A 21,149-nucleotide genomic window follows, 5' to 3' on the forward strand; every position below is an offset into this window, starting at 1 on the left:
AGCAGACGCAATGCCCTACGCGCACATGGATCACGTCCCGAAAAGCTTCTGGACCCGCTATGTCTGGAGCCAGGACCACAAGGTCATCGCCGTGCAGTATTCGCTGACGGCCATCGCCATCGGTCTGGTCGGCCTCGTCCTGTCGGACCTGATGCGGTTGCAGCTCGGCTTTCCCGGCAAGTTCAGCTTCATCGACGCCAACCACTACTACCAGTTCGTCACCATGCACGGGATGATCATGGTGATCTACCTGCTGACCGCGCTGTTCCTGGGCGGCTTCGGCAACTACCTGATCCCGCTGATGCTGGGCGCGCGCGACATGGTGTTCCCGTTTCTCAACATGCTGAGCTACTGGGTCTACCTGCTGGCCGTGCTGGTGCTGGTCGCGAGCTTCTTCGTGCCGGGCGGGCCGACCGGCGCGGGCTGGACGCTCTATCCGCCCCAGGCCATCCTGCCCGGCACGCCGGGCGTCGAATGGGGCATCGAGCTGATGCTCGTATCGCTCGCGATCTTCATCGTCGCGGCAACCATGGGCGGCCTGAATTACGTGACCACCACGCTGCAGGCCCGCACCCGCGGCATGACGCTCATGCGCATGCCGCTCACGGTGTGGGGCATCTTCATCGCAACCATCATGGCGCTGCTCGCGTTTCCGGCGCTGTTCGTGTCGGCGGTGATGATGCTGCTCGATCGAACGCTCGGCACCAGTTTCTTCATACCGGCCGTGGTGTCGATGGGGCAATCGCTCAAGCATGCCGGCGGCAGCCCGCTGCTGTTCCAGCACCTGTTCTGGTTCTTCGGGCATCCGGAGGTCTACATCGTCGCGCTGCCGGCCTTCGGCATCGCGTCGGACCTCATCAGCACCCATGCGCGCAAGAGCATCTTCGGCTACCGGATGATGGTGTGGGCCATCGTCATCATCGGCGCACTGAGCTTCGTGGTCTGGGCGCACCACATGTTCATCGCCGGCATGGATCCGTACTTCGGCTTCTTCTTCGCGACCACCACGCTCATCATCGCCATCCCGACCGCCCTCAAGGTCTACAACTGGGTGCTGACGCTGTGGCGTGGCGATATCCACCTGACCGTGCCGATGCTGTTTGCCATCGGCTTCATCAGCACCTTCGTGCTGGGCGGGCTGACCGGGCTCTATCTCGGCAACGTGAGCGTGGACATTCCGCTGTCGAACACGTACTTCGTGGTGGCGCACTTCCATATGGTGATGGCCGTGTCGCCGATCCTGGTGGTGTTCGGCGGCATCTACCACTGGTATCCGAAGGTGACGGGCCGCATGCTCGACGACACGCTCGGGCGCGCGCACTTCTGGGCCACCTTCGTCGGCACCTACGCGATCTACTTCCCGATGCACTATCTCGGCATCCTCGGCATGCCTCGGCGGTATTACTCGTACGAGGGTTACAGCTTCATTCCGCACTCGGCTCAGACGCTCAACACCTTCATCACCGTCGTCGCGCTGATCGTGGCGGTGGCGCAGTTGCTGTTCCTGTACAACCTGGCGTGGAGCCTCGTGCGCGGCAAGCGTGCCGACGGCAACCCCTGGCGGGCCACCACGCTGGAATGGCAAACGCCGCAAACGCCGCCGACGCACGGCAACTGGGGCGCCGCGCAACCCGTCGTCTACCGTTGGGCGTACGAATACAGCCCGCCGGGACAAACGGAAGACTTCGTCCCGCAAAACCAGCCGCCCGCGACGGCACCGGAACCGGAACCGCCCCCCCCGACGCTTCAACCCGGCGAGGCACGCAAATGACCACGCTGCCGCGCACCTTCGTTCCCGACACGTCGCCGCCCGTCGTGCCGAATGCGAGCCGCATCGGCCTGATCGTGTTCATGGCCGTGGCAACGGCATTGTTTTCACTGCTGCTGCTCGCTTACGGCATGCGCATGCGCGAGCCCGACTGGCAGCCGATCCCGCATCCCGCGCTGCTGTGGTGGAACACCGGCGCGCTCGCGCTGGCAAGCGTGGCCATGCAGCGTGCCAGGCAGTTGACCGTGCACCGCACGGCGTGGCTGGTATGCGGCGGCGTGCTGGCCGCCGTGTTCGTGATCGGGCAACTGACCGCGTGGCGCATGATGTCGGCGGCCGGGCAGACCCTCATCGCCAATCCTTCCAACAGCTTCCTCTACCTGCTTACCGGCCTGCACGGATTGCACGTGCTCGGCGGGCTGGCGGCCTGGGCCGTGACGATCGCGCAACGCCGGCATATGGACCCGTTCCGGGCTCAACGCGCCATTTCCCTGTGCGCCCTCTACTGGCATTTCCTGCTGGCGGTCTGGCTCGTGCTGCTGGCGGCGATGTGGTGGCTCACCCCCGCGATTGTTGCCACCATCTGCGGGCCGCTATATGGAGCCGCGCCATGACTTCGCCTACGCTCCCGCCCGAATCCGCTGCCCCTCCGCCCGCCGACGCCGGTCCTGACGGCTGGCGCGGCATCGTCACGGATTGGTCGGCCGACCGCGAAGCCTTCAAGGTGCCGTGGGGCAAGGCGATGATGTGGATCTTCCTGCTCTCGGACACCTTCGTCTTCAGCAGCTTCCTGATCGGCTACATGACGGTGCGCATGTCGACCACGGCGCCGTGGCCCGACACGTCCAAGGTGTTCGGGCTCACCGTGGCGGGCGTCGACGTGCCGTTGCTGCTGATCGCCATCATGACGTTCACGCTGATCACCAGCAGCGGCACCATGGCGATGGCAGTCAATTTCGGCTACCGGCGCAATGCGAGGCGCGCCGCCGCACTGTTGCTCGCGACCGCGCTGCTCGGCGTGACCTTCGTGTCGATGCAGGCCTTCGAATGGACCAAGCTGATCGTCCATGAAGGTATTCGCCCGTGGGGCAACCCGCTGGGCGCCACGCAGTTCGGCGCCTGCTTCTTCATGATCACCGGATTCCACGGCTTTCACGTGACCTGCGGGGTGGTCTACCTGCTGCTGATCGCGCGCAAGATCCTGCAGCCGGGGTTCACCGAGCACGGCAACTTCCAGATCGTCGAGATCGCCGGCCTGTACTGGCACTTCGTCGACCTGGTGTGGGTGTTCATCTTCGCGCTGTTCTATTTGTGGTGAGGCAGATCATGGACCACACCAATCCCGCCGATCGACCCGACGCCGCGCACGGCCAGCAGCACCCGATCGGCATCTACCTGAAGATCTGGGGCCTGCTGTTCGTCCTGAGCACGTTGTCGTATCTCGTGGATTACTTCCACGTGCAGGGCCTGTTGCGATGGGTGCTGATCGTCGTGCTGATGATCGCCAAGGCCGGGCTGATCGTATCGATCTTCATGCACATGATGTGGGAGCGGCTGGCGCTGGTGTACGCGATCCTGATACCGCCGCTGTGCCTGCTGGTGCTCATGGTGCTGATGGCGGCCGAAGCGCACCACACCTTTGGCATGCGGGAACTGTTCTTTCGTTGACGACGCCCGACTGCTGTCACGCGATCGGGCAACCGTCCGTGAAAATCACGCCAGGAAGCACATCGATAACAGCTCACCGGGCGCTCGCGAACATGCGCGGGAGAGGGCTCGCCTTGCATGCCCGTCGCACTTTCACAAGTCGACGACTGAAGCCCCGCTCACTTTCCCGTCGATGATGTCCTTTCCCTGCTGCCGGGCGGCGCGCCTCGCCACGCCAAAATCGGAGAAAGTATCGGGCTGGTTCAGCCTGAAAACGCGGCTGGCAGGTGAGCTTTCAATCGAGGCCGGACGACATATTCGCACTGCAATGTCATACCCTTCGGCGTAACGGGAATGCCTGTCAAAGCGATCGAACGTGCGGGGGAAGACAAGAGGATGAAGTTCGTACCCCTTGTAGAGAAGAAACGGATATGTCGACATGTTGGTCACTCCACACGGGGAAGCCCACTATACACGGGAACCGGCAACGCAGGACGCCCCGATTTTTTTCGAACTGGTGCGACCGAAGGTGCCCTCGCGCGTATCGCGATCACCGGGTTTGCCAGCGGATCGCTGCCCGCACATGACAGCGGCTATCCGCCATCGAACCCGGCACACGCATGATCCGGATCCGCGATTGCGTTTCCCTCTGCGTACCTCCTCTCGAAGAGCGTTATCACGTCATATGGCGCAAAATTCAATTCCTCGCGAGCTTCCGGCATGGTCGCTCGACGGCCTTCGCCCTACTCCGCCACGCCCTCGAGGTTCGCGCGCCGGCGTGCAACGGCGACATCGGATAAGCGCGCTTCGTCGCAGCCGAAATAAAGCGGTTGTCCGACCGGCGATGCGCGTATGATGGTCTCATCCGAGCCCCGTTTGCAGATCGACTGCTCGCCCGCTCCAGATGGTGTCGTGCCCTTGCTTGCGCACCACATTTTCCCCTCTCCCCACACCGTCGAGCCGTGCGACAGCCGCACTGCCCGGAATCGGCTCCTGCACCGCCTCTTGAGTGAACTCGAGAGTTCCTGCGGGACAGAAAAACAAGATGCAATTCATAATCAACGGCGGCAAACATGAGCTGGTACTGTGAAGCGGAACGCGAATTGGTCCATATCAGGCGAGCGATCGGACTGCTCGAGCACGCACAACATGCGTTCGTCAACAAATCGTCTGTAAGTGATCCTGCGTATTGGAGAGTCAGGCTCGGCAAACTCCGCACGCAATCCGGCCAAAACAGGGTCCTCACGCTCCAGGTTGACGAGCTTTTTTCCCGCCTCGAGCGAATTCAGGATGCGCGCTGCGGCAAATAGCAAACTGTTCCGTCACCGTCATCGCTGAACCTTCGGAGCAATATCATGATCGACGCCAACCCGAGCAACACGTTTCGACACCTTCCACTCTCGCCGGATCAGGACGCGGAAATCCGGCACTATATAAAGAAGAAGGAACAAAGAGGCGAGGAATGGGACACCCCTGAACTTGCGATGATGCTTGAAGACATGCTTTCCCCTCCGCCCAGCGAAGACGAGGAGCCAGAGCCTGCGGTCGAAGAAACGAAACTGGCCTGCGAGTATGCATTGGCATCGATCGACGAAGCCATGGACTCTGTTTCCGCAAGCGAAGAACGAATCGCCGCGGTGGAATCCGAGGAAATGAAGCATCCTCGATGATGGTGCCTTAGCGGCGCCAACGTGCCATACCCGCGACTTGACGATCACGAGCGAATGCCGCCTGAATAAGCGACTCGTCGACGAACGCGACAAACGGCAACACCGCCCGATCCGTTCGCGAAATTTTGCGATCCTCAGGATGACATCGAGATGACCGGCAGCTCGACCGTTACCGCTGCGTAGCGGTATATCGGTCGCTGAAAAGCAAGCGGCTCGATCGCGAATCAAACCGCCCATACGATCCTGACCAGCACCGGTTCCTCATGCGGGGATCAACCGCGTGTATCGACCCAGTTGCGTGCCCAGCGTGCCGAATGCAGAAGCGCCTGCTCTTCACTCGCGAAGTAATCGAGCGAGTAGAACTGGTAGCGGCCTTCTGTACGCGCGCAACCGGTGCGGTCGAGCAGCAGATTGGATGAAAAGGTTCCATCGGGCAAGCGATGCGCCGAAGGTTGAACCGCATAGCCGTTGTATAGCTGAACTTGTTTGTCGTGCATTTTAGTTTTAGTGATGTTCGAGTAGGTGCGTTCCGTGCGAGACGCGCACGGGCGCACTGATTCAAAGTCATTTCGCGCCGAATCCAAAGCAAGCGGGAAGTGACAAAAAGGCGTTGCAGCCAGGGAGAAGTGTGCAACGAGGTGTATGGCGTTCGGCACGCTGCGCAACGAGCAGAGATGCAGCAGGAGCGCTCGTTCCAACTGGGGAGGGGCAAAGCTTCGCGTGCATGTCGCTGCGACACGGCGTCCCTCACGGGAAGCCGGAGCTTCAGACCTCACGGAGGCTTGATGTTCGGCGCTAGCAGAACCTGTCGGTCTTGCTTCGTTCCGAAACGCGCCTTCCTATTTCCAGCCAGAGTCTTGAAGCCCGCTGCTCCAGCCTGGGGAGGCTGAACGTGCAGGTCGTCGCCGACCTCGTCGGGGGGGATGAAGGCAAAGCCGTTGCTATCGGTTGAACCACTCGACCGTACCGGTATCCATGAATAATCCTTGAGAGAGAAATACGAATATCTGCCCTGCTAAAGAGGGCGCGAAGCGTCAAGGAGGGGGAGGACAACGATACCGTTGAGGGACGAGCAATTGATGAACAGCAATCGAACTTCTTGAACTTCGGACGACACACTAACCGCCGGGTAGCCCCCAGGTCAACAGGTATCTTGTAACTGTTTCGCCAGCCAGTCAGTTCGACGGTCGAGACGATGTTTCCCCACTTGGCGTGGCGCACCGCAGGTTGCAGCAAAAAGACGGCCGCAGTGGATGGTGCAAATCACGATTCCGCTATCCAGGCCGCGCGCGTCGACCATTCAAGGCAAATCCGTCTTCGCAAAAATGTGTGCCGCGCTTGTTCCTCGACTCGACCGGCAACGCTCAATCCGGCTCGAAATCGACCAGAAACGGACAAGGGCCATGTTCATCCCCTCGACCGAAAGCGCTTGACACCCTTCCTGACGGCGCGTACTGTCGGCGATGAAGTATTCAAGAAGCGCGATTGCTGCCCATCATTGACCGCGGCCCGCGGTACTCGTTGTCCTTTCCCTCCTTGATTATTTTCGGCGCCCATCGTCGGCGCATACGCTCGTTCATTCTCAGGAGATCTAACATGGATACCGGTACCGTCAAGTGGTTCAACGATAGCAAGGGTTTTGGCTTCATCACGCCCGACAGTGGTGGTGACGATCTGTTCGCTCACTTCTCCGAGATTCGTGGCGATGGTTTCAAGAGTCTTGCCGAAGGACAGAAAGTCAGCTACGAGGCCAAGACCGGCCCCAAAGGCCTGCAAGCAGCGAACATCACCCCGCTGTAACCTTCTTAAGCCCTCACAGCCTCGCTCACGGAGCGGCGCGTCACTGTCGTCGCTCCTTTGCATCACGCACCTCCGTCGCGGACACGACACGTTTCGATGCAGGCCCGACCGGGCCGTCCGTTTCGCATCGGGACACTGGATCTGCGTGCAACCCAATGCCCGTCACAATGCGCGTGTTCAGACGCGATCGGAAAACCATGCACATCAGGTCGCGCAAGACGCCTCCACGCGCCAAACAACCAGCGATGTTGCCGAGGCTCGGCACGGCGTTGAACTGGGTGCCGCCCAAACAGTCTTCAGTCGCGAAATCGCATCAAAAGAAGCGCACGACGTCTCCGCGATAGCAATCGAGATCGCCGCCGCACAAGCAGCCGCCGCGGTCGTGAAATGCGGTTTCGGCGTGAAGCGAAGCTGGCTTCGCAGCCCGACATCACACGCCTGTGGCATCACCATCGTGCGCTGTTGGATGCAATACGGAATCAGTTGAACGCCCGACAAACGATGCGCGTATGATGGGCTCATCCGAGCGATCACCCGCCCTCCGAGCGCTCCCCCTCCACCGCTTCCCGCTTGCGGCACCGCCCCGCCTCCGCGCTGCAACGTTATCCTCTTCAACCCGTCGGCCCGCCCTACGATGGACGGCGATCGGCCGGACGAGTTCGGCCGCAGCATTCGCTGTGGCCGAACGTCAGGAGCATGTCATGAGCACACATTTCTACCGTGGATTCGAAATTCATCCACTGATTTACCAGCATGTTCCGGCGACGAGTGGCGCCCCGCACAGCCATGATGCCGGCTTCGATGCGGCAGTCAGGATTTGTCTTCGCGATGCCACCGACACGATGACGCAAAGCCAGACTTTCAGGCTTCGCGACAATGCGCCGTTCGATACCGCCGGTGACGCACGTCGCGCATCGCTACGCTATGCCGAGACCATCATCGACGACAATCGCGAAACACACGCGTTCCTTTCAAACGCAGGTTGAGGCAGCTCGCCATGTCGATGCGATCTGCATCGACCAGGATAACGAAATGATCGCCGACGCACACTGCTCGAATCGAACAGACCGCACGAGATCGCGTGGACCGACACGATCTCGCTCGCCAGAATCTCGCGTGCGGCGCTGTGTCGTCGGCAAGCGTGCAGATGTACATAGCGGTACGTGCTCTTTCGATTGGCGCCGGACATTCGGAATGTCGAGTCCGAGCATCGTCATGGCACGATCCGTCAATTTTTCATTCGAACACTCACAAACAGGACATCCGTGACGACCGTAACATTGAAAGTCAACGAACCGATCGACGTCGCGCTGCGGCGATTCCGTCGCAGCATCGAGAAAATAGGGTTGATTCGCGAGTTGCGCAGTCGAACCAGCTACGAAAAGCCCACGACAGAACGCAAGCGAAAGAAGGCCAGCGCCGTCGCACGGCAGCGCCTACGGGCGAAGCGCATGTTACCGCCTCGGAAAATGTACTAGGGGAACATCGTGTTCGGCCTGCCGGCCAACGTCCCTCCGTTTTTCATGATGACGAAATGCGACGCAGATTTCGATCGGAAGAAGGACGGGGTGACGCTACTGCCGAACTTCCATGCATTCGGATGTGAGTGCGCCAGCCGCATCTTCCTGACCGGTCATGACGATACATTGCCCTGCAACTCGTCACCCAAAGGAAAACTCGTGAGTGGCTGTCGCCTTTCTAGTGTCCTGTTCCGTTGTTAACTGGTCTATGTTCACGTAGCATGTTGACGTCAACGGAACGGGAGACGTCAGCATGGTGATGGGACGACCGAAGGCGGAACTGGTGCTGAGCGAAGACGAGCGTTCGCAACTGATGTCGATAGCGCGCTCTCGCTCGATTTCGGCTGCGCTGGTCTCGCGGGCGCGCATCGTGCTGGCGGCGGCTGACGGCGAGCCCAATAGCGCGATCGCGCAACGCCTGCAACTCACGCGTGCCACGGTGGGCAAGTGGCGTCTGCGGTTTCTGGATCAGCGAATCAACGGACTCTATGACGAAGTACGTCCCGGCAAGCCACGCACCATCGACGACGAACGGCTGGCCCAACTGATTCACAAGACCCTGCACACGAAGCCGGCAGATGGATCCACTCACTGGAGCGTGCGCACGATTGCCGCCGAAACCGCCATCTCGCCGACGAGCGTGCACCGTTACTTCAAACTGCTGGGTCTGCAGCCGCACCGAAGTGAAAGCTTCAAGCTCTCGACCGATCAGTTCTTCATCGAGAAACTGCGCGATGTGGTCGGCTTGTACCTCAGTCCGCCGGAGAACGCTCTGGTGCTGTGCGTGGACGAGAAGAGCCAATGTCAGGCGCTCGAGCGCACGCAACCCATGCTGCCGATGGGTTTCGGCTACGTTGAAGGCGTCACTCACGATTACGTCCGTCATGGCACCACGACGCTGTTTGCCGCCCTGAATGTGCTCAATGGCGCCGTGCTCGCTACCTGCAAGCCGCGTCATCGACATCAGGAATTCCTGTCGTTTCTGCGCGAAATCGACAAGGCCGTGCCAGCCGAACTCGACGTGCACTGCATCGTCGACAACTACGGCAGTCACAAGCATCCGAAGGTCAAGGCGTGGCTGGCGGCACGCCCCCGCTGGCATATGCATTTCATTCCCACCTACAGTTCGTGGCTCAACCAGGTCGAACGCTTCTTTGCGCTGATCACCGACAAAGCGATCCGTAGAGGCTCGTTCGGCTCGGTCAAACAACTGGTCAAGCGAATCGATCAATTCGTCTCCCACTACAACGAAAACTGCAAACCGTTCGTCTGGACCGCCTCAGCCGATTCCATCCTCGAAAAGCTGCATCGACTTTGCTCGCGAATCAGCGGAACAGGACACTAGCTCGTCGAATCACTGCAGGGAAGGCTTGACGTCCATCGCGCGAAATGCGCGTGGCGCGATCGTGTCTGGACAGGTCACGCCACTCTCCAGATAGTGAAGTCCGTCGGCTCCATGGACGACTCCGCGCGCTCGCGAATCGGTTGAGCCTGCGACTAACGTGCATCCGATACCTTCGGAAGCATGTCTGGCAGTAACCGCAAAAGCATGAGGATGAGCATCGGGCAGCAGCAAGCCAGCGAAACGAAGCGTTCATGGCAAGCTCGATTGTCGAGGGTCGGATGATTTTTCATTGTGGATGGCTCTCTTTCGCGCTGTGCCCTCGACAGCACAACTCGCGACAACCATGAATGTGGGGGCACTTATGCTCTTCAATTCGACTCGGTTCCGAATCGATCCGACACCACGCAGGGCCGATCGGCAGTACGTCGCACACGTGCGGATTATCACGATACTTGTGGACGGAGCGGAGCGAGAGGTGCACGCTAGCGGGGATATGGCTGCTTTCGAGCGTCGCGATGATGCAGTTGCGTACGCAACCAAATGGGCGGAAGGATGGCTGACTTCACAGTTCGGTTGAAGACGGGCATGTCAACGCGCGAACGCGAAGCACATGGCCGACGGGCTCCGATCAGCTGACGCCATCTCGAGAAAAAGGCAACGCCGGCGATGACAATCAACCAAAGCGCTATACCTCACTACGTCGTTCTTCTGGGCGGCTGGCGCCCCTATGTGTTGAATATGGAACGCATCGTTATCCGACGCGAAGCAAGTCGGTTGTTGCTTGCTTTTGCACGGACTCATGGAAAACTCGAACGTATCGACGGTGACGAATGGAACATGTTTTCCGACGCACAGAATCTCTCAGTGCTCGAACGTCGGGAGGCACGGTTCTACACACTGATAACAGGAACCGAGACCGAGCATCAGCTGCGGCTCCTTGCCATTCTCTGAGATCGCCGTTCCGGATGGCGCATGACGTCCCGTACACTACTGCAAGATGCCGAAGCGCGAAGACGACACCGGCGCAGTCTCCAAGGGAAATGCATTCGGACGAGGTGCCCGGCTCCTGAATTTGTTTGACGTGCATCAAAAAACTACGCTGCTTGACGTAGACCAACCGCGCCATTACCCGTTAACTAAATGCGGGCCACTTGGCTTTCATCAGACGGGCCGCCCGAGATCGAACCATTCCGTCCACTTCAGGCAAGGTGCAGCATGAATTTTGTTTTGGTGGGCGCATTGTTGTTCTGTGTAATCGTCGTCTTGTTTTGGGGCAACCCACGAGACGGCGACAGGTAGAAATGCGGCCAGCGTGGCTCGCCCCACCGTCAGCATCAGCGCGTACCGCGACCACCCACGGGCTTGCCAGCCGGCTTCCGCGAGCCCGCCGCCGTCTTGCCGGCGGGTTTGCCGCGCGGCTTTTGCACGCTGAACGGGCTACCGTTCGACAGGCTCGCCCCCTTGCCCGCAGCCGCGGCGCGCTGCCCCGCGGGCTTGCGCTTGCCTTCTCCACCTTTCGGTCGCGGCTTCTTGCCAGCCGCCGGCATTGCGCCCGCCCCCGCTTGCGGCACCTTGGGCTTCTTCGGCTTTTTGGGTTTCTTGATGATCTGCCCCGTCGCGCTGGTTTCCGGCACGCGGTGTTCGGCTTCGAAACCCGGCTCTTCCTCACGGCGTAGTGTCTGCCGGATCAGCGCTTCGATCGCGGCCAGTTGCGGTGCTTCATCGGCACACACGAGCGACACCGCCACGCCGCTTGCACCCGCGCGACCGGTACGGCCGATACGGTGCACGTAGTCTTGCGCGACGATCGGCAGGTCGACGTTGATCACGAGCGGCAGGTCGTCGATATCCAGCCCGCGCGCGGCCACATCGGTCGCGACGAGCATCTGCACTTCGCCCGTCTTGAAGCGCTCGAGCGCACGCAGGCGCGCAGGTTGCGGCTTGTCGCCATGAATGGTGTCGACCGCATAACCCGCATCGTTCAGCATGGCCGCCAGGTAATCCACGCCGTTGCGGGTCTTGACGAACACGAGCGCGTGGTCCCAGTTGTTCTGGGCCACCAGGTGCATGAAGAGGTCAGGCTTGTTCCGCTTGTCCACCGGCACCACCCACTGCTTGATCCTGCTGGCGGTTACATTGGGCGGGCTGACGCTGATATCGACCGGACTGCGCAGAATGCTCGCCGCCATCGCGCGGATGTCGTCGGTAAACGTCGCGGAGAACAGCAGCGTCTGGCGCTGCACGGGCAACGCGGCAAACACGGCGTTGAGTTCGCGTGCGAAGCCCAGATCCAGCATGCGGTCGGCTTCATCCAGCACCAGCGTCTGGACTTGATCGAATTGCACGGCGTTCTGGCGATTGAGGTCCAGCAGACGGCCCGGCGTGGCGACGAGCACATCCACGCCCTTGCGCAACTTCATCATCTGCGGATTGATGCTCACGCCGCCATAGGCGGCCAGAAACCGCAAGTCGAGGCCCTTGCCGTACTCGACGAAACTCTGGTGCACCTGTTCAGCCAGTTCGCGCGTGGGCACCAGCACCAGAACGCGCGCGCGGTTGCTGGACACCGCCGGCCCGTGCTGAACCAGCCGTTGCAGCAGCGGCAGCGCGAAACCCGCCGTCTTGCCGGTCCCGGTCTGTGCCGCAGCCATGACGTCCTTGCCACCGAGCACAGCGGGAATCGCCTTGGCCTGCACCGGCGTGGGTGTCTGGTAATTGAGGCCCTGCAGATTACGCAGCAAGGGATCGATCAGGCCTAGCGAAGCAAAAGACATGGACGTGTTCCGGGCTAAAACCGCAATTCTAGCGGTTGCCGCGATGATCGCGGCGCACGGACGCCCGGTGCGGGGCAGCATTGAGCGTCGGGCGATCCCTTCGAGCATGACAAGGGCCGCCTGTCGGCCGCCCTATTTCGACACGGCACGCGCGAAAGGCCGCGGCAGCCTGCCCGCCGCCTGACGATCGATCATCCAGCCGGGATAGTCGGGAGGCAACGCGCTCACGGCATCGAGATGCGCAAGCTCGGTCTCCGTCAGGACGACATCGACCGCGCCGAGATTGTCTTCGAGCTGTTCGACGCGTTTCGCGCCGATGATGACGCTCGTGACATGCGGCTTGCCGAGCAGCCACGCGAGCGCGATCCGGGCGACCGACACGCCTCGCGCGTCCGCGATCGCGCGCATCGCTGCCACGCATGGCCAGGCGCGCTCGAGATCGACCGGCGGAAAATCGAAATGGCTGCGTCGCGAACCGTCTGCGGTCGGCGCCCCAGGGCCGAACTTCCCCGAAAGGAGTCCGCCGGCGAGCGGCGACCAGACGAGGAGCGACATCTGTTCATCGATCGCGAGCGGCACCAGCTCGCGCTCCACGTCGCGTCCGGCGATCGAATAGTACGCCTGCAGCGTCTCGAAGCGCGTCGCATGGAGCGCTGCGCTGAGCCCGAGCGCCTTGCCGATCTTTCCGGCGCGCCAGTTCGAGACGCCGACATGGCGAACCAGCCCCTGACGCGTCAGATCGTCGAGCGCCCGCAGCGTCTCGTCGATCGGTGTCACGGGATCGTTCGCGTGGATCTGGTAGAGGTCGATATGGTCCACCTGCAGCCGTTCCAGGCTTCGCTGCACGGAATCCATGATGTGGCCGCGCGACGCGCCCTGATCGTTGGGCTTCGTGCCCATCACGCCCGCGGTCTTCGTCGCCAGCACGATGTCGCTGCGTGCGACGCCCAGGTCCCGAAGTGCCTGTCCGACGAGTCGTTCGGATTCACCGAAGGAGTAAATGTCGGCGGTATCGATGAAGTTGATTCCCTCGTCCAGTGCGCGGGAGATCAGTCGGGTCGCATCGTTCTGGCCGACCGCGCCGATGGCAGCCCACATGCCGGCATCGGCATTGCCGCCCAGCGTCATCGTGCCGAGACACAGCTCGGAGACGTACAGGCCGGTGCGGCCCAGTTGCTTGTATTTCATGGCCGTTTCCTTCGAGATCGGCGGGAAAGAGTGCAGCGGCGCCCGTTCCGGGCGCCCCGCACACCGGATTTCAGTTGATGCGAGCGTGTCCTGCCCGGAATTGTCCGGCGATTGTTGCGACCCGCGCGCCATAGCGGCGAGCCGTCTCGAGGTCCCCTGCCGACATTTCATCGGGCGACGCATCGGCTGGCGTCTGCGCCATCGGCGCGATATAGGAGCCCATGCGGTTCAGGTCGTCACGCATCGACGCCTTCAGGTTCGCCGGCTTGATGTCCATGCTCACCCAGATGCCGCCGTGCTGCCCGGCAAGCAGAACGAAGTATTCGAGCGTATTGAGCTTGTCGCCGTTGATGCTTGCGCTGTTGGTAAAGCCACCGAAGATCTTGTTGCGCCATGCGCCTTCGAACCAGGCCTTCGACGATGCATCGGCGAACTTCTTGAACTGCCAGCTGGGACCGCCCATGTAGGTCGGCGAGCCGAACAGGATGGCGTCCGCGCCGGCAAGCGCGTCCCACGCGTCCTGTGCGATGTTGCCATCGGCGTCGATTGCGACGAGAACGCCGCCGGCACCCTCGGCGACAGCCGTCGCCATGCGTTCGGTATGCCCGTAGCCGGAGTGATAGACGACGATCGTTTTAACCGGAGAGATGTGCTGTGTCATGGTTGCGCCCTTTCGTTCAGGTGGTCGTCGGGGGACGACATCGGACAGCACTTTACTGAGTCGAAATTGAGTTATAAATGACGATCGATTGAACGTTCTGTTACTCCCAGGGTGAACAATGCAAAACCTCGATGCGCTTTTGATCTTCGCTCGTGTCGCCGAGATGACCAGCTTCACGCGCGCAGCCGAAAGCCTGGGCATCCAGAAAGGACGTGTGTCGATGGTGATCCGCGCGCTAGAGCGCGACATGGGCGTCGCGCTCCTGCATCGGACGACGCGGAGCGTGCAACTGACCGAGGACGGACGCGCCTTTTACGCGCGCGCACGGGACCTGCTGGCCGAAGTACAGGAGCTGCAGTCGATGTTTTCCGGCAATGGCACGCGCCTGCGCGGACGATTGCGCGTCGACATGCCCACCGAGCTCGCGCGCAATGTCGTGGTTCCCGCGCTGCCGCAACTGATGGCGGTGCATCCGGAGCTGGAACTGGAACTTTCGAGCACCGATCGACGTGTCGATCTCGTCCAGGAAGGATTCGATTGCGTGATCCGGCTGGGGCCGATCGTGGACGAGACGCTGATTGCCCGACCGTTGGGCCGCCTGCGCATGATCAATGCGGCGAGTCCCGGCTATCTGGCGCGGTATGGTGTGCCGCAAACGCTCGACGATCTCCTCGATCAGGGACACCGCATGGTCCACTACGCGCTGACACTCGGCGACCGGCATCCCGGGTGGGAATATCCGAGCGGCGACGGCTATGCGACGCTTGCATTGCCGAGCGCGATGCAGGTCAACAACGTGCAGACCTATCACGCAGCCGGGCTTGCGGGCATCGGGTTGATCCAGGCCGGGTATTCCGGGGTCGCGAATCATATCGAAAGCGGCGCGCTGGTCGAGGTGCTGCCCGATCTGCGTCCCGAACCCCTCGCGGCGTCGCTCGTCGTGGCGCATCGGCGCAATCTGTCGCCGCGCGTCCGGGCGTTCATGGACTGGATCGAGGGGGTGCTGCAGCCTTATTTCGATTGAGGGCGGTGTGGCGGGTAACGAACCGGCTTGCGAGGCGGAGTGGCCGCTGAGGTAGCGCCGACGCACGGATTGTCGGCAACGGGACGCCATGGTGCGGACCATTGATCTTCCGCGATCCGCTCCGGCCACTCGCCTCTGTCCGAAACGGCCATTCACGCACTTCAAACCCCGGCTTCTTTCGCACACCAATCCGGCCTTCCGCCGCTGCGCGCGTGCCGCGAATTTCCGCATTTACTGACGACAGTGTGCATCGTCGTGTTAGGAATTTGATTTGCATCAAGCGCCGAATGACCCGCTGGTACAGGATCGGATTTCACGAACGGGAAGGTGATCCATGGACGAGCTGATCAAGCAAAAGATCCTGTCACTGCTGGATCAGCATCGAGTCATGACGATCGCCACGCTGCGGCCGGACGGCTGGCCCCAGGCGACCACCGTCGGGTACGTGAGCCAGGGACTGACGCTTTACTTCCTTTGCGGACTGGAAAGCCAGAAGGCGGCCAATCTGGCCCGAGACGACCGGGTATCGCTCACGATCGATCACGACACGTCAGATCTGATGGCGATTACAGGTTTGTCGATGGCGGCGCACGCACGACCCGTGACGGATCGTGTCGAAGCAGAGAAGGTCTTGCGCATGCTTCCACTGAAGTATCCGGATATGCAAGCGCCGCCAATGCCAATGCCGTCTCCTGACGAAGTCCGGATATTTCGCGTGATTCCGACGGTCATTTCGGTACTCGATTACTCGCAGGGCTTCGGGCACACCGATCTGTACACTTGCTAGTGTCCCTCCCCGTCAAACACGTGAAACGCCGTGACGCGCTGCTCGCATCGTAGCCTCAGGTGGGCAACCTGCGCCGAAGCGGGCTGCGTTTATGCATTGACCGTTTTTGTGATCGGCTTCGCCTTCGGAGCGATTCGCGTCCTGCTGCTTGTGCAGCTCCTGGGAGAGACGGCGGCGGTATCGCTCGAAGCGCCATTCATGCTTGCCGCGAGTTGGTACCTGTCGCACTGGAGCGCGAAAAAGCACGACATGCTGACAGATACCAACGAGGCGTTGCTGATGGGCGCAATCGCCCTCGCCATATTGATGCTTGCGGAATTGTGCATTAACGGGCTCCTGTTCAGAAGGACGGTGCTCGAGTACTTTGCCGGCTTCTGGTCTGTGCCCGGCGCGATCGGCCTCGCAAGCCAACTTTGCTTTGCAGGCTTTCCATTTCTGCAGGCGAGCAGTCACCGAACCGGATCGATCACGTGACCGCGATTGCAGCGTCATGTCGAAACGCCGTGCTCGCACATGCGAGGGCCGACGTCGCTTCCGACCAGATCCACCGAATTTCCCCAACATGATCGTTTGCACGACCTGGCAATCCGGCTGAACGCCAGCACGGTCCCGACCATCGCCTCATAGTCGCCCGACTGAAGCGTCAGCTGACGATCTGAAGTTTCGCAACGACCTTGATCTCGAAGTCGAAGCCGTAAAGCCATGTCACGCCAACCGCGGTGAGCGTCGGATGCGGCGCGTCGCCCCAGAATTCAGGCACGACCTGCCAGATGCGCTCGAACGTCGATTGCGGATCGACCATGAACACCGTGACGTCGACCACATCGTCGAACGAGCAACCCGCTTCGTGCAGGATCGCATTCAGATTGCGAAACGCGAGCCGCACCTGTTCCTGCAGATCCGGCTCGGGCGTTCCGTCCTCGCGACTGCCGACCTGCCCGGATACGAACAGCAAGCCGCCCGCCCGTACGGCCGGAGCGTATCTGTTGCGCTCATACAGCGCCTGACGTCCCGGCGGAAACACCACATCGCGCTTGCCCATCTTCACCTCCATTGACGATCATTGGTTTCGATCGCCCCACTTTACGCACCGACGCACACGCGATAAACCGCCAACCCTGTCCATGACTATTTGTAAAATGCAAACAATTCAATCGCGAGGCAGACACGCATGGATCGCTTCGACGCGATGCGCGCTTTCGTCCGGGTAGTCGAGTCAGGCAGCTTCACGAAGGCGGCCGAAACGCTGCGCATGAGCAAGACCACGGTCACGCAGCTGGTCCAGCAGCTCGAGGCGCGCTTGCGTGTTCGGCTCCTGAACCGGACGACGCGCAGAATCAACGTCACGCCTGACGGCGTCGCGTATTACGAGCGCGTGATCCGGCTGCTCGCCGATATGGACGACGCCGAGACGAGCCTGTCGAGTGCATCGGCGGCGCCGCGCGGCCGCCTGCGCGTGGACGTGCCGAGCCCGTTCGCGCGCCTGATCCTGATCCCGGCGCTGCCGGCATTCCTCGCCCGCTATCCCGACATCCAGCTCGACATGGGCGTGAGCGACCGCACCGTCGATATCATCGGAGAGAACGTGGATTGCGTCGTGCGCGGTGGCGAGCCGACCGATCAATCGATGGTCGCCCGACGGGTGGCCGATCTTTCACTCGGTGTCTTCGCGTCGCCCGGATATCTCGCGTTGGCGGGCACGCCTTCGCATCCCGCGGAACTCGACAACTCGCATCACCGCACCGTCGGGTTCTCATGGGGGCGCGCTGGCCGACTCTATCCGCTCGACATGCATCGCGGCGACGAGACGGTCAAGGTGCAAGGCCGTTACGCACTTGCCGTAGACGACGGCAATGCCTATCTCGCGGCCGGTGTGGCGGGCCTCGGCATCATGTGGCTGCCACGCTATATGTCGAAAACCCCCGTGGCATGGGGTGAACTCGTCACGCTGTTCGAGGACTGGCAACTCGATCCAATGCCGCTATACATCGCGTATCCGCCGAACCGTCACGTCAGCGCAAAACTGCGTGTGTTTATCGACTGGGTTGTCGAACTGATGAATGAACCGGCTCCGGTGGACCGGCAATGAACGTGTGCGGCGTCACCATGAGCGACCCACATCCGTCCCGATGCCGGCAAGATCGCTCTTTGTCATGCGCGGCCCGCCTCATGCGGCTTCGCAGGCCATTACACGCGGAAACCCGCCAGGCCAGGTGACAAGTGTCGATCGGCTCTGCCGGTCATAGCCCGAACCTATTGCGCCGCACGCCTTTCAGCGCCGGGAAAAATTCCTCGACGGGCACTGCTGCGCTGCGTTGCACCTGTCTGCTTCCGAATGTTGTGCGCTGCATGAGTGGCGGCGCTCACCCGCACAGCGATTCGAAGTGCGCGGCGCGGCCCATCTCCCGCAGCCGGAAGCCGGCGCGGCGCGCGTGCCCCACGGCGAGACCGCCGTCGGGATTCAACGACCATCGAACCGGCGGCGTGCTGCTCCGCACAAATCCGATACCGGGTTGCGCCGGCCCCGGGCATCGCAGCGCCACCGGTGCAATCTTCGGGGAGGCAATCGGTCGCGACGCGGCGCTCGCGCAAACCCGCCCCCGGTTGCACTGTTCATCGTCTTTCGCGTCCTGTATCGTCCTTCCATCCCCGGTTGCGGAACCGGTGCAAGGGAGGCTCACGATGCAGAAAAAAAATGCTGCAGCCGTCTGGATCCTGATCGCGATGGTGGCAGGCATCCTGATCGGCTACATGATCTTCATGAGCTTTCCTGACAAAAAGGCCACCGCCGAGATCGCCGGATACATCTCGCTCATCTCCGATGTGTTCCTGCGCCTGATCAAGATGGTGATCGGGCCGCTCGTCTTCTCCACGCTGGTCGTCGGCATCGCGCACATGGGCGACGCGGCATCGGTCGGGCGCGTATTCGCGAAATCCATCGGCTGGTTCGTCACCGCGTCGCTGATCTCGCTGCTGCTCGGGCTGTTCATGGCGAACCTGCTTCGCCCCGGCGACAACCTCGGCCTGCCGCTGCCGGACATCGGCGCATCGGCGAATCTCGCGACCTCCAAGTTCACGCTCAAGGATTTCGTCGGCCACATGGTGCCGAGATCGTTCGCCGAGGCGATGAGCAACAACGAGATCCTGCAGATCGTCGTGTTCTCGATGTTCTTCGGCGTGGCGCTCGCGGCGCTCGGCGAACGCGGCAAGATCCTCGTGGCCGCGATCGACCAGCTGTCGCACGTGATGCTCAAGATCACCGGCTACGTGATGAAGCTCGCGCCGCTCGCGGTGCTGGCCGCGATGGCCGCGACCGTCGCCGTCAACGGGCTGTCGGTGTTGCTGAAGTTCGCGGTGTTCATGGGCGACTTCTACGTCAGCCTGTTCCTGCTCTGGACATTGCTCGTCTGTGCGGGGCTGCTGTTCCTCGGCCGCCGCGTATTCAAGCTGCTGGTGCTGATCAGGGAAGCGTTCATGCTGTCGTTCGCGACCGCCAGCTCCGAAGCCGCGTATCCGAAGATCCTCGACGCGCTTGACCGTTTCGGCGTGCGCCGCAAAATTTCGAGCTTCGTGATGCCGATGGGCTATTCATTCAATCTCGACGGCTCGATGATGTACTGCACCTTCGCGGCGCTGTTCATCGCGCAGGCGTACAACATCCACCTGTCGCTCGGCACGCAGATCACGATGCTGCTGGTCCTGATGCTGACGTCGAAGGGGATGGCCGGCGTGCCGCGCGCATCGCTCGTCGTGATCGCCGCCACGCTGCACCAGTTCGGGCTTCCGGAAGCCGGGCTGCTGCTGATCCTCGGTGTCGACACGTTCCTCGACATGGGCCGCTCGGCCACCAACGCGGTCGGCAACTCGATCGCCAGCGCAGTGGTCGCGAAGTGGGAAGGCCAGCTCATGTCCGAGGCGGAAGCCGAGGCCAACCTGGCGCGCATCGACGCGGAGCAGGAAGGGACGATCGCGCACCCGGCGGATGTCTGACGGAGGCCCGACGATGAAGATGCAGCAATTCTGGCGTGCGCTCGCGCTCGCAAGCCTGCTTGCCGCGGGCGCAGCCGCGCACGCGGAAGATGCGCCGTCCACGACGCCGCGCGTCGAGCCGTTCGCGCCGGCCCAACTGACCGGCACGCTCGCGAAGGTGCGCAGCAGCGGCACGATCGCGCTCGGCTATCGCGACGCGTCGATCCCGTTCTCGTACCTGAATGCGCGCAAACAGCCGATCGGTTATTCGATCGAGCTCTGCAAGGCGCTCGTGTCGTCGATCGAGGATGCGGTCAACAGGAGCCTGACGATCCGCTGGGTGCCGGTCACTTCCGACAACCGCATCGACGCGGTGGTCAACGGCACGGTCGATCTGGAATGCGGCTCCACGACGAGCAACCTGGAGCGCCAGAAGCGCGTGGCGTTCTCGCCGATCATCTTCGTGGCCGGCACGAAGGTGATGGTGAAGCGAGGCTCGCCGATTCGCTCGTTCCGCGATCTCGCGGGCAAGAAGGTCGCGGTGACGGCCGGCACGACCAACGAGAAGGCGCTGCGCGACCTGGACGCGCGGTTCAGGCTCGGGATCCAGCTGCAGGTGGTGCCGGACCATGCGCAGGGCTTCGCGCTCGTCGCGAATGGTCAGGCCGATGCGTTCGCGACGGACGACGTGCTGCTGTACGGCCTGATTGCCGAGAATGCGGGCAAGGGTGGCCAGTACGACGTGGTTGGCGATTTCCTGTCATACGACCCGTACGGAATCATGTTCCGCAAGGACGATCCGCAACTCGCGCAGGTCGTGAAGAGCACGTTCGAGGAACTGGCCGTCGACGGCGAGATCACGCGTCAGTACAAGCGCTGGTTCCTGCGTCCGCTTCCGTCGGGCATGAGCCTCAACCTGCCGATGAGCCCGCAACTCGAGACCATCATCGAGACGATCGGCGTCAAGGGCGAATGAGATTGCGCGGCTGACCGCAC

Annotated in this window: 24 protein-coding genes; 18 read left to right on the forward strand and 6 right to left on the reverse strand. The window is 61.8% G+C overall.

All coding sequences use genetic code 11. The annotated features are described in order from the left end of the window. Nucleotides 1-10 precede the first annotated feature (10 nt). The 4 genes from ctaD to ACT2FV_RS14780 are packed head-to-tail and all read left to right on the forward strand — an operon-like array spanning nucleotide 11 to nucleotide 3,436. Nucleotides 11-1,771 carry a cytochrome c oxidase subunit I gene (ctaD, locus tag ACT2FV_RS14765; RefSeq protein ID WP_151051463.1) on the forward strand — a complete coding sequence of 587 codons (1,761 nt, stop codon included), beginning with the start codon at nucleotides 11-13 and terminating at the stop codon, nucleotides 1,769-1,771. Next, on the forward strand, nucleotides 1,768-2,382 hold the full coding sequence (locus tag ACT2FV_RS14770) for a cytochrome c oxidase subunit 3 (protein ID WP_059599688.1): 615 nt from the start codon (nucleotides 1,768-1,770) through the stop codon (nucleotides 2,380-2,382). The genes ctaD and ACT2FV_RS14770 overlap by 4 nt, the downstream gene beginning before the upstream one ends. Continuing rightward, on the forward strand, nucleotides 2,379-3,086 hold the full coding sequence (locus tag ACT2FV_RS14775) for a heme-copper oxidase subunit III family protein (RefSeq protein WP_124627380.1): 708 nt from the start codon (nucleotides 2,379-2,381) through the stop codon (nucleotides 3,084-3,086). The genes ACT2FV_RS14770 and ACT2FV_RS14775 overlap by 4 nt, the downstream gene beginning before the upstream one ends. A gap of 8 nt (nucleotides 3,087-3,094) precedes the next feature. Then, the gene (locus ACT2FV_RS14780) at nucleotides 3,095-3,436 is read left to right on the forward strand and encodes a cytochrome C oxidase subunit IV family protein (RefSeq protein ID WP_059599690.1); all 342 of its coding nucleotides are present in this window, start codon (nucleotides 3,095-3,097) and stop codon (nucleotides 3,434-3,436) included. Between the two features lie 132 nt (nucleotides 3,437-3,568). On the opposite strand, the gene ACT2FV_RS14785 is transcribed toward ACT2FV_RS14780, so the two are convergent. Next, complete coding sequence (locus ACT2FV_RS14785) at nucleotides 3,569-3,856, reverse strand: hypothetical protein (RefSeq protein WP_444504189.1); 288 nt, start codon at nucleotides 3,854-3,856, stop codon at nucleotides 3,569-3,571. Between the two features lie 914 nt (nucleotides 3,857-4,770). Between ACT2FV_RS14785 and ACT2FV_RS14790 the strand changes: the two genes are divergently transcribed. Continuing rightward, on the forward strand, nucleotides 4,771-5,085 hold the full coding sequence (locus ACT2FV_RS14790; protein ID WP_059599695.1) for a hypothetical protein: 315 nt from the start codon (nucleotides 4,771-4,773) through the stop codon (nucleotides 5,083-5,085). A 272-nt stretch (nucleotides 5,086-5,357) separates the two neighbouring features. Here the strand turns inward: ACT2FV_RS14790 and ACT2FV_RS14795 are convergent, their stop codons facing one another. Next, on the reverse strand, nucleotides 5,358-5,582 hold the full coding sequence (locus ACT2FV_RS14795) for a hypothetical protein (protein ID WP_059599696.1): 225 nt from the start codon (nucleotides 5,580-5,582) through the stop codon (nucleotides 5,358-5,360). A gap of 1,099 nt (nucleotides 5,583-6,681) precedes the next feature. Here ACT2FV_RS14795 and ACT2FV_RS14800 point away from each other — a divergent pair. The 7 genes from ACT2FV_RS14800 (at nucleotide 6,682) to ACT2FV_RS14830 (ending at nucleotide 10,701) form a co-directional block, all read left to right on the forward strand. Beyond that, nucleotides 6,682-6,885, forward strand: a complete 204-nt coding sequence (locus ACT2FV_RS14800; RefSeq protein WP_059599712.1) for a cold-shock protein — start codon at nucleotides 6,682-6,684, stop codon at nucleotides 6,883-6,885. A gap of 145 nt (nucleotides 6,886-7,030) precedes the next feature. After that, nucleotides 7,031-7,372, forward strand: a complete 342-nt coding sequence (locus ACT2FV_RS14805; protein ID WP_170296447.1) for a hypothetical protein — start codon at nucleotides 7,031-7,033, stop codon at nucleotides 7,370-7,372. Between the two features lie 214 nt (nucleotides 7,373-7,586). Further along, nucleotides 7,587-7,871 (forward strand): hypothetical protein, encoded by a 285-nt coding sequence (locus ACT2FV_RS14810; protein ID WP_124627369.1) that lies wholly within the window; start codon nucleotides 7,587-7,589, stop codon nucleotides 7,869-7,871. Nucleotides 7,872-8,150: 279 nt separating this feature from the next. Beyond that, a complete protein-coding gene (gene rpsU / locus ACT2FV_RS14815; protein WP_082728854.1) occupies nucleotides 8,151-8,363 on the forward strand; it encodes a 30S ribosomal protein S21 in 213 nt (70 codons plus the stop codon). Between the two features lie 295 nt (nucleotides 8,364-8,658). Continuing rightward, nucleotides 8,659-9,750 carry an IS630 family transposase gene (locus ACT2FV_RS14820; protein ID WP_108064618.1) on the forward strand — a complete coding sequence of 364 codons (1,092 nt, stop codon included), beginning with the start codon at nucleotides 8,659-8,661 and terminating at the stop codon, nucleotides 9,748-9,750. A 361-nt stretch (nucleotides 9,751-10,111) separates the two neighbouring features. After that, complete coding sequence (locus ACT2FV_RS14825) at nucleotides 10,112-10,327, forward strand: hypothetical protein (protein ID WP_082729005.1); 216 nt, start codon at nucleotides 10,112-10,114, stop codon at nucleotides 10,325-10,327. A gap of 89 nt (nucleotides 10,328-10,416) precedes the next feature. Further along, the gene (locus tag ACT2FV_RS14830) at nucleotides 10,417-10,701 is read left to right on the forward strand and encodes a hypothetical protein (protein ID WP_059605444.1); all 285 of its coding nucleotides are present in this window, start codon (nucleotides 10,417-10,419) and stop codon (nucleotides 10,699-10,701) included. Between the two features lie 383 nt (nucleotides 10,702-11,084). Here the strand turns inward: ACT2FV_RS14830 and ACT2FV_RS14835 are convergent, their stop codons facing one another. The 3 genes from ACT2FV_RS14835 to ACT2FV_RS14845 form a co-directional block, all read right to left on the reverse strand. Then, nucleotides 11,085-12,524, reverse strand: coding sequence for a DEAD/DEAH box helicase (locus ACT2FV_RS14835; protein WP_174920283.1), 1,440 nt, complete (start codon nucleotides 12,522-12,524; stop codon nucleotides 11,085-11,087). A gap of 132 nt (nucleotides 12,525-12,656) precedes the next feature. Further along, nucleotides 12,657-13,712, reverse strand: a complete 1,056-nt coding sequence (locus ACT2FV_RS14840; protein ID WP_151050048.1) for an aldo/keto reductase — start codon at nucleotides 13,710-13,712, stop codon at nucleotides 12,657-12,659. A gap of 70 nt (nucleotides 13,713-13,782) precedes the next feature. Next, entirely contained in the window at nucleotides 13,783-14,373 is a 591-nt protein-coding gene (locus ACT2FV_RS14845) for a flavodoxin family protein (RefSeq protein ID WP_151050046.1), read from the reverse strand. A 118-nt stretch (nucleotides 14,374-14,491) separates the two neighbouring features. Between ACT2FV_RS14845 and ACT2FV_RS14850 the strand changes: the two genes are divergently transcribed. From ACT2FV_RS14850 to ACT2FV_RS14860, 3 genes are all read left to right on the forward strand, one after another. After that, nucleotides 14,492-15,397 carry a LysR family transcriptional regulator gene (locus ACT2FV_RS14850; protein ID WP_444504190.1) on the forward strand — a complete coding sequence of 302 codons (906 nt, stop codon included), beginning with the start codon at nucleotides 14,492-14,494 and terminating at the stop codon, nucleotides 15,395-15,397. 334 nt (nucleotides 15,398-15,731) lie between these two features. Next, nucleotides 15,732-16,184, forward strand: a complete 453-nt coding sequence (locus ACT2FV_RS14855; protein WP_444504191.1) for a pyridoxamine 5'-phosphate oxidase family protein — start codon at nucleotides 15,732-15,734, stop codon at nucleotides 16,182-16,184. 30 nt (nucleotides 16,185-16,214) lie between these two features. Further along, nucleotides 16,215-16,658, forward strand: coding sequence for a hypothetical protein (locus tag ACT2FV_RS14860; protein ID WP_444504192.1), 444 nt, complete (start codon nucleotides 16,215-16,217; stop codon nucleotides 16,656-16,658). A 169-nt stretch (nucleotides 16,659-16,827) separates the two neighbouring features. On the opposite strand, the gene ACT2FV_RS14865 is transcribed toward ACT2FV_RS14860, so the two are convergent. Further along, nucleotides 16,828-17,226, reverse strand: coding sequence for a RidA family protein (locus tag ACT2FV_RS14865; RefSeq protein ID WP_444504193.1), 399 nt, complete (start codon nucleotides 17,224-17,226; stop codon nucleotides 16,828-16,830). Between the two features lie 129 nt (nucleotides 17,227-17,355). Between ACT2FV_RS14865 and ACT2FV_RS14870 the strand changes: the two genes are divergently transcribed. The 3 genes from ACT2FV_RS14870 (at nucleotide 17,356) to ACT2FV_RS14880 (ending at nucleotide 21,129) form a co-directional block, all read left to right on the forward strand. Next, a complete protein-coding gene (locus tag ACT2FV_RS14870) occupies nucleotides 17,356-18,273 on the forward strand; it encodes a LysR substrate-binding domain-containing protein (RefSeq protein ID WP_444504194.1) in 918 nt (305 codons plus the stop codon). Nucleotides 18,274-18,866: 593 nt separating this feature from the next. Further along, on the forward strand, nucleotides 18,867-20,174 hold the full coding sequence (locus tag ACT2FV_RS14875) for a dicarboxylate/amino acid:cation symporter (RefSeq protein ID WP_059605468.1): 1,308 nt from the start codon (nucleotides 18,867-18,869) through the stop codon (nucleotides 20,172-20,174). A gap of 13 nt (nucleotides 20,175-20,187) precedes the next feature. Then, on the forward strand, nucleotides 20,188-21,129 hold the full coding sequence (locus tag ACT2FV_RS14880; protein ID WP_444504195.1) for an amino acid ABC transporter substrate-binding protein: 942 nt from the start codon (nucleotides 20,188-20,190) through the stop codon (nucleotides 21,127-21,129). Nucleotides 21,130-21,149: the final 20 nt, after the last annotated feature.

It is taken from the genome of Burkholderia sp. PR2, assembly GCF_052372875.1.
Lineage (GTDB): Bacteria > Pseudomonadota > Gammaproteobacteria > Burkholderiales > Burkholderiaceae > Burkholderia > Burkholderia diffusa.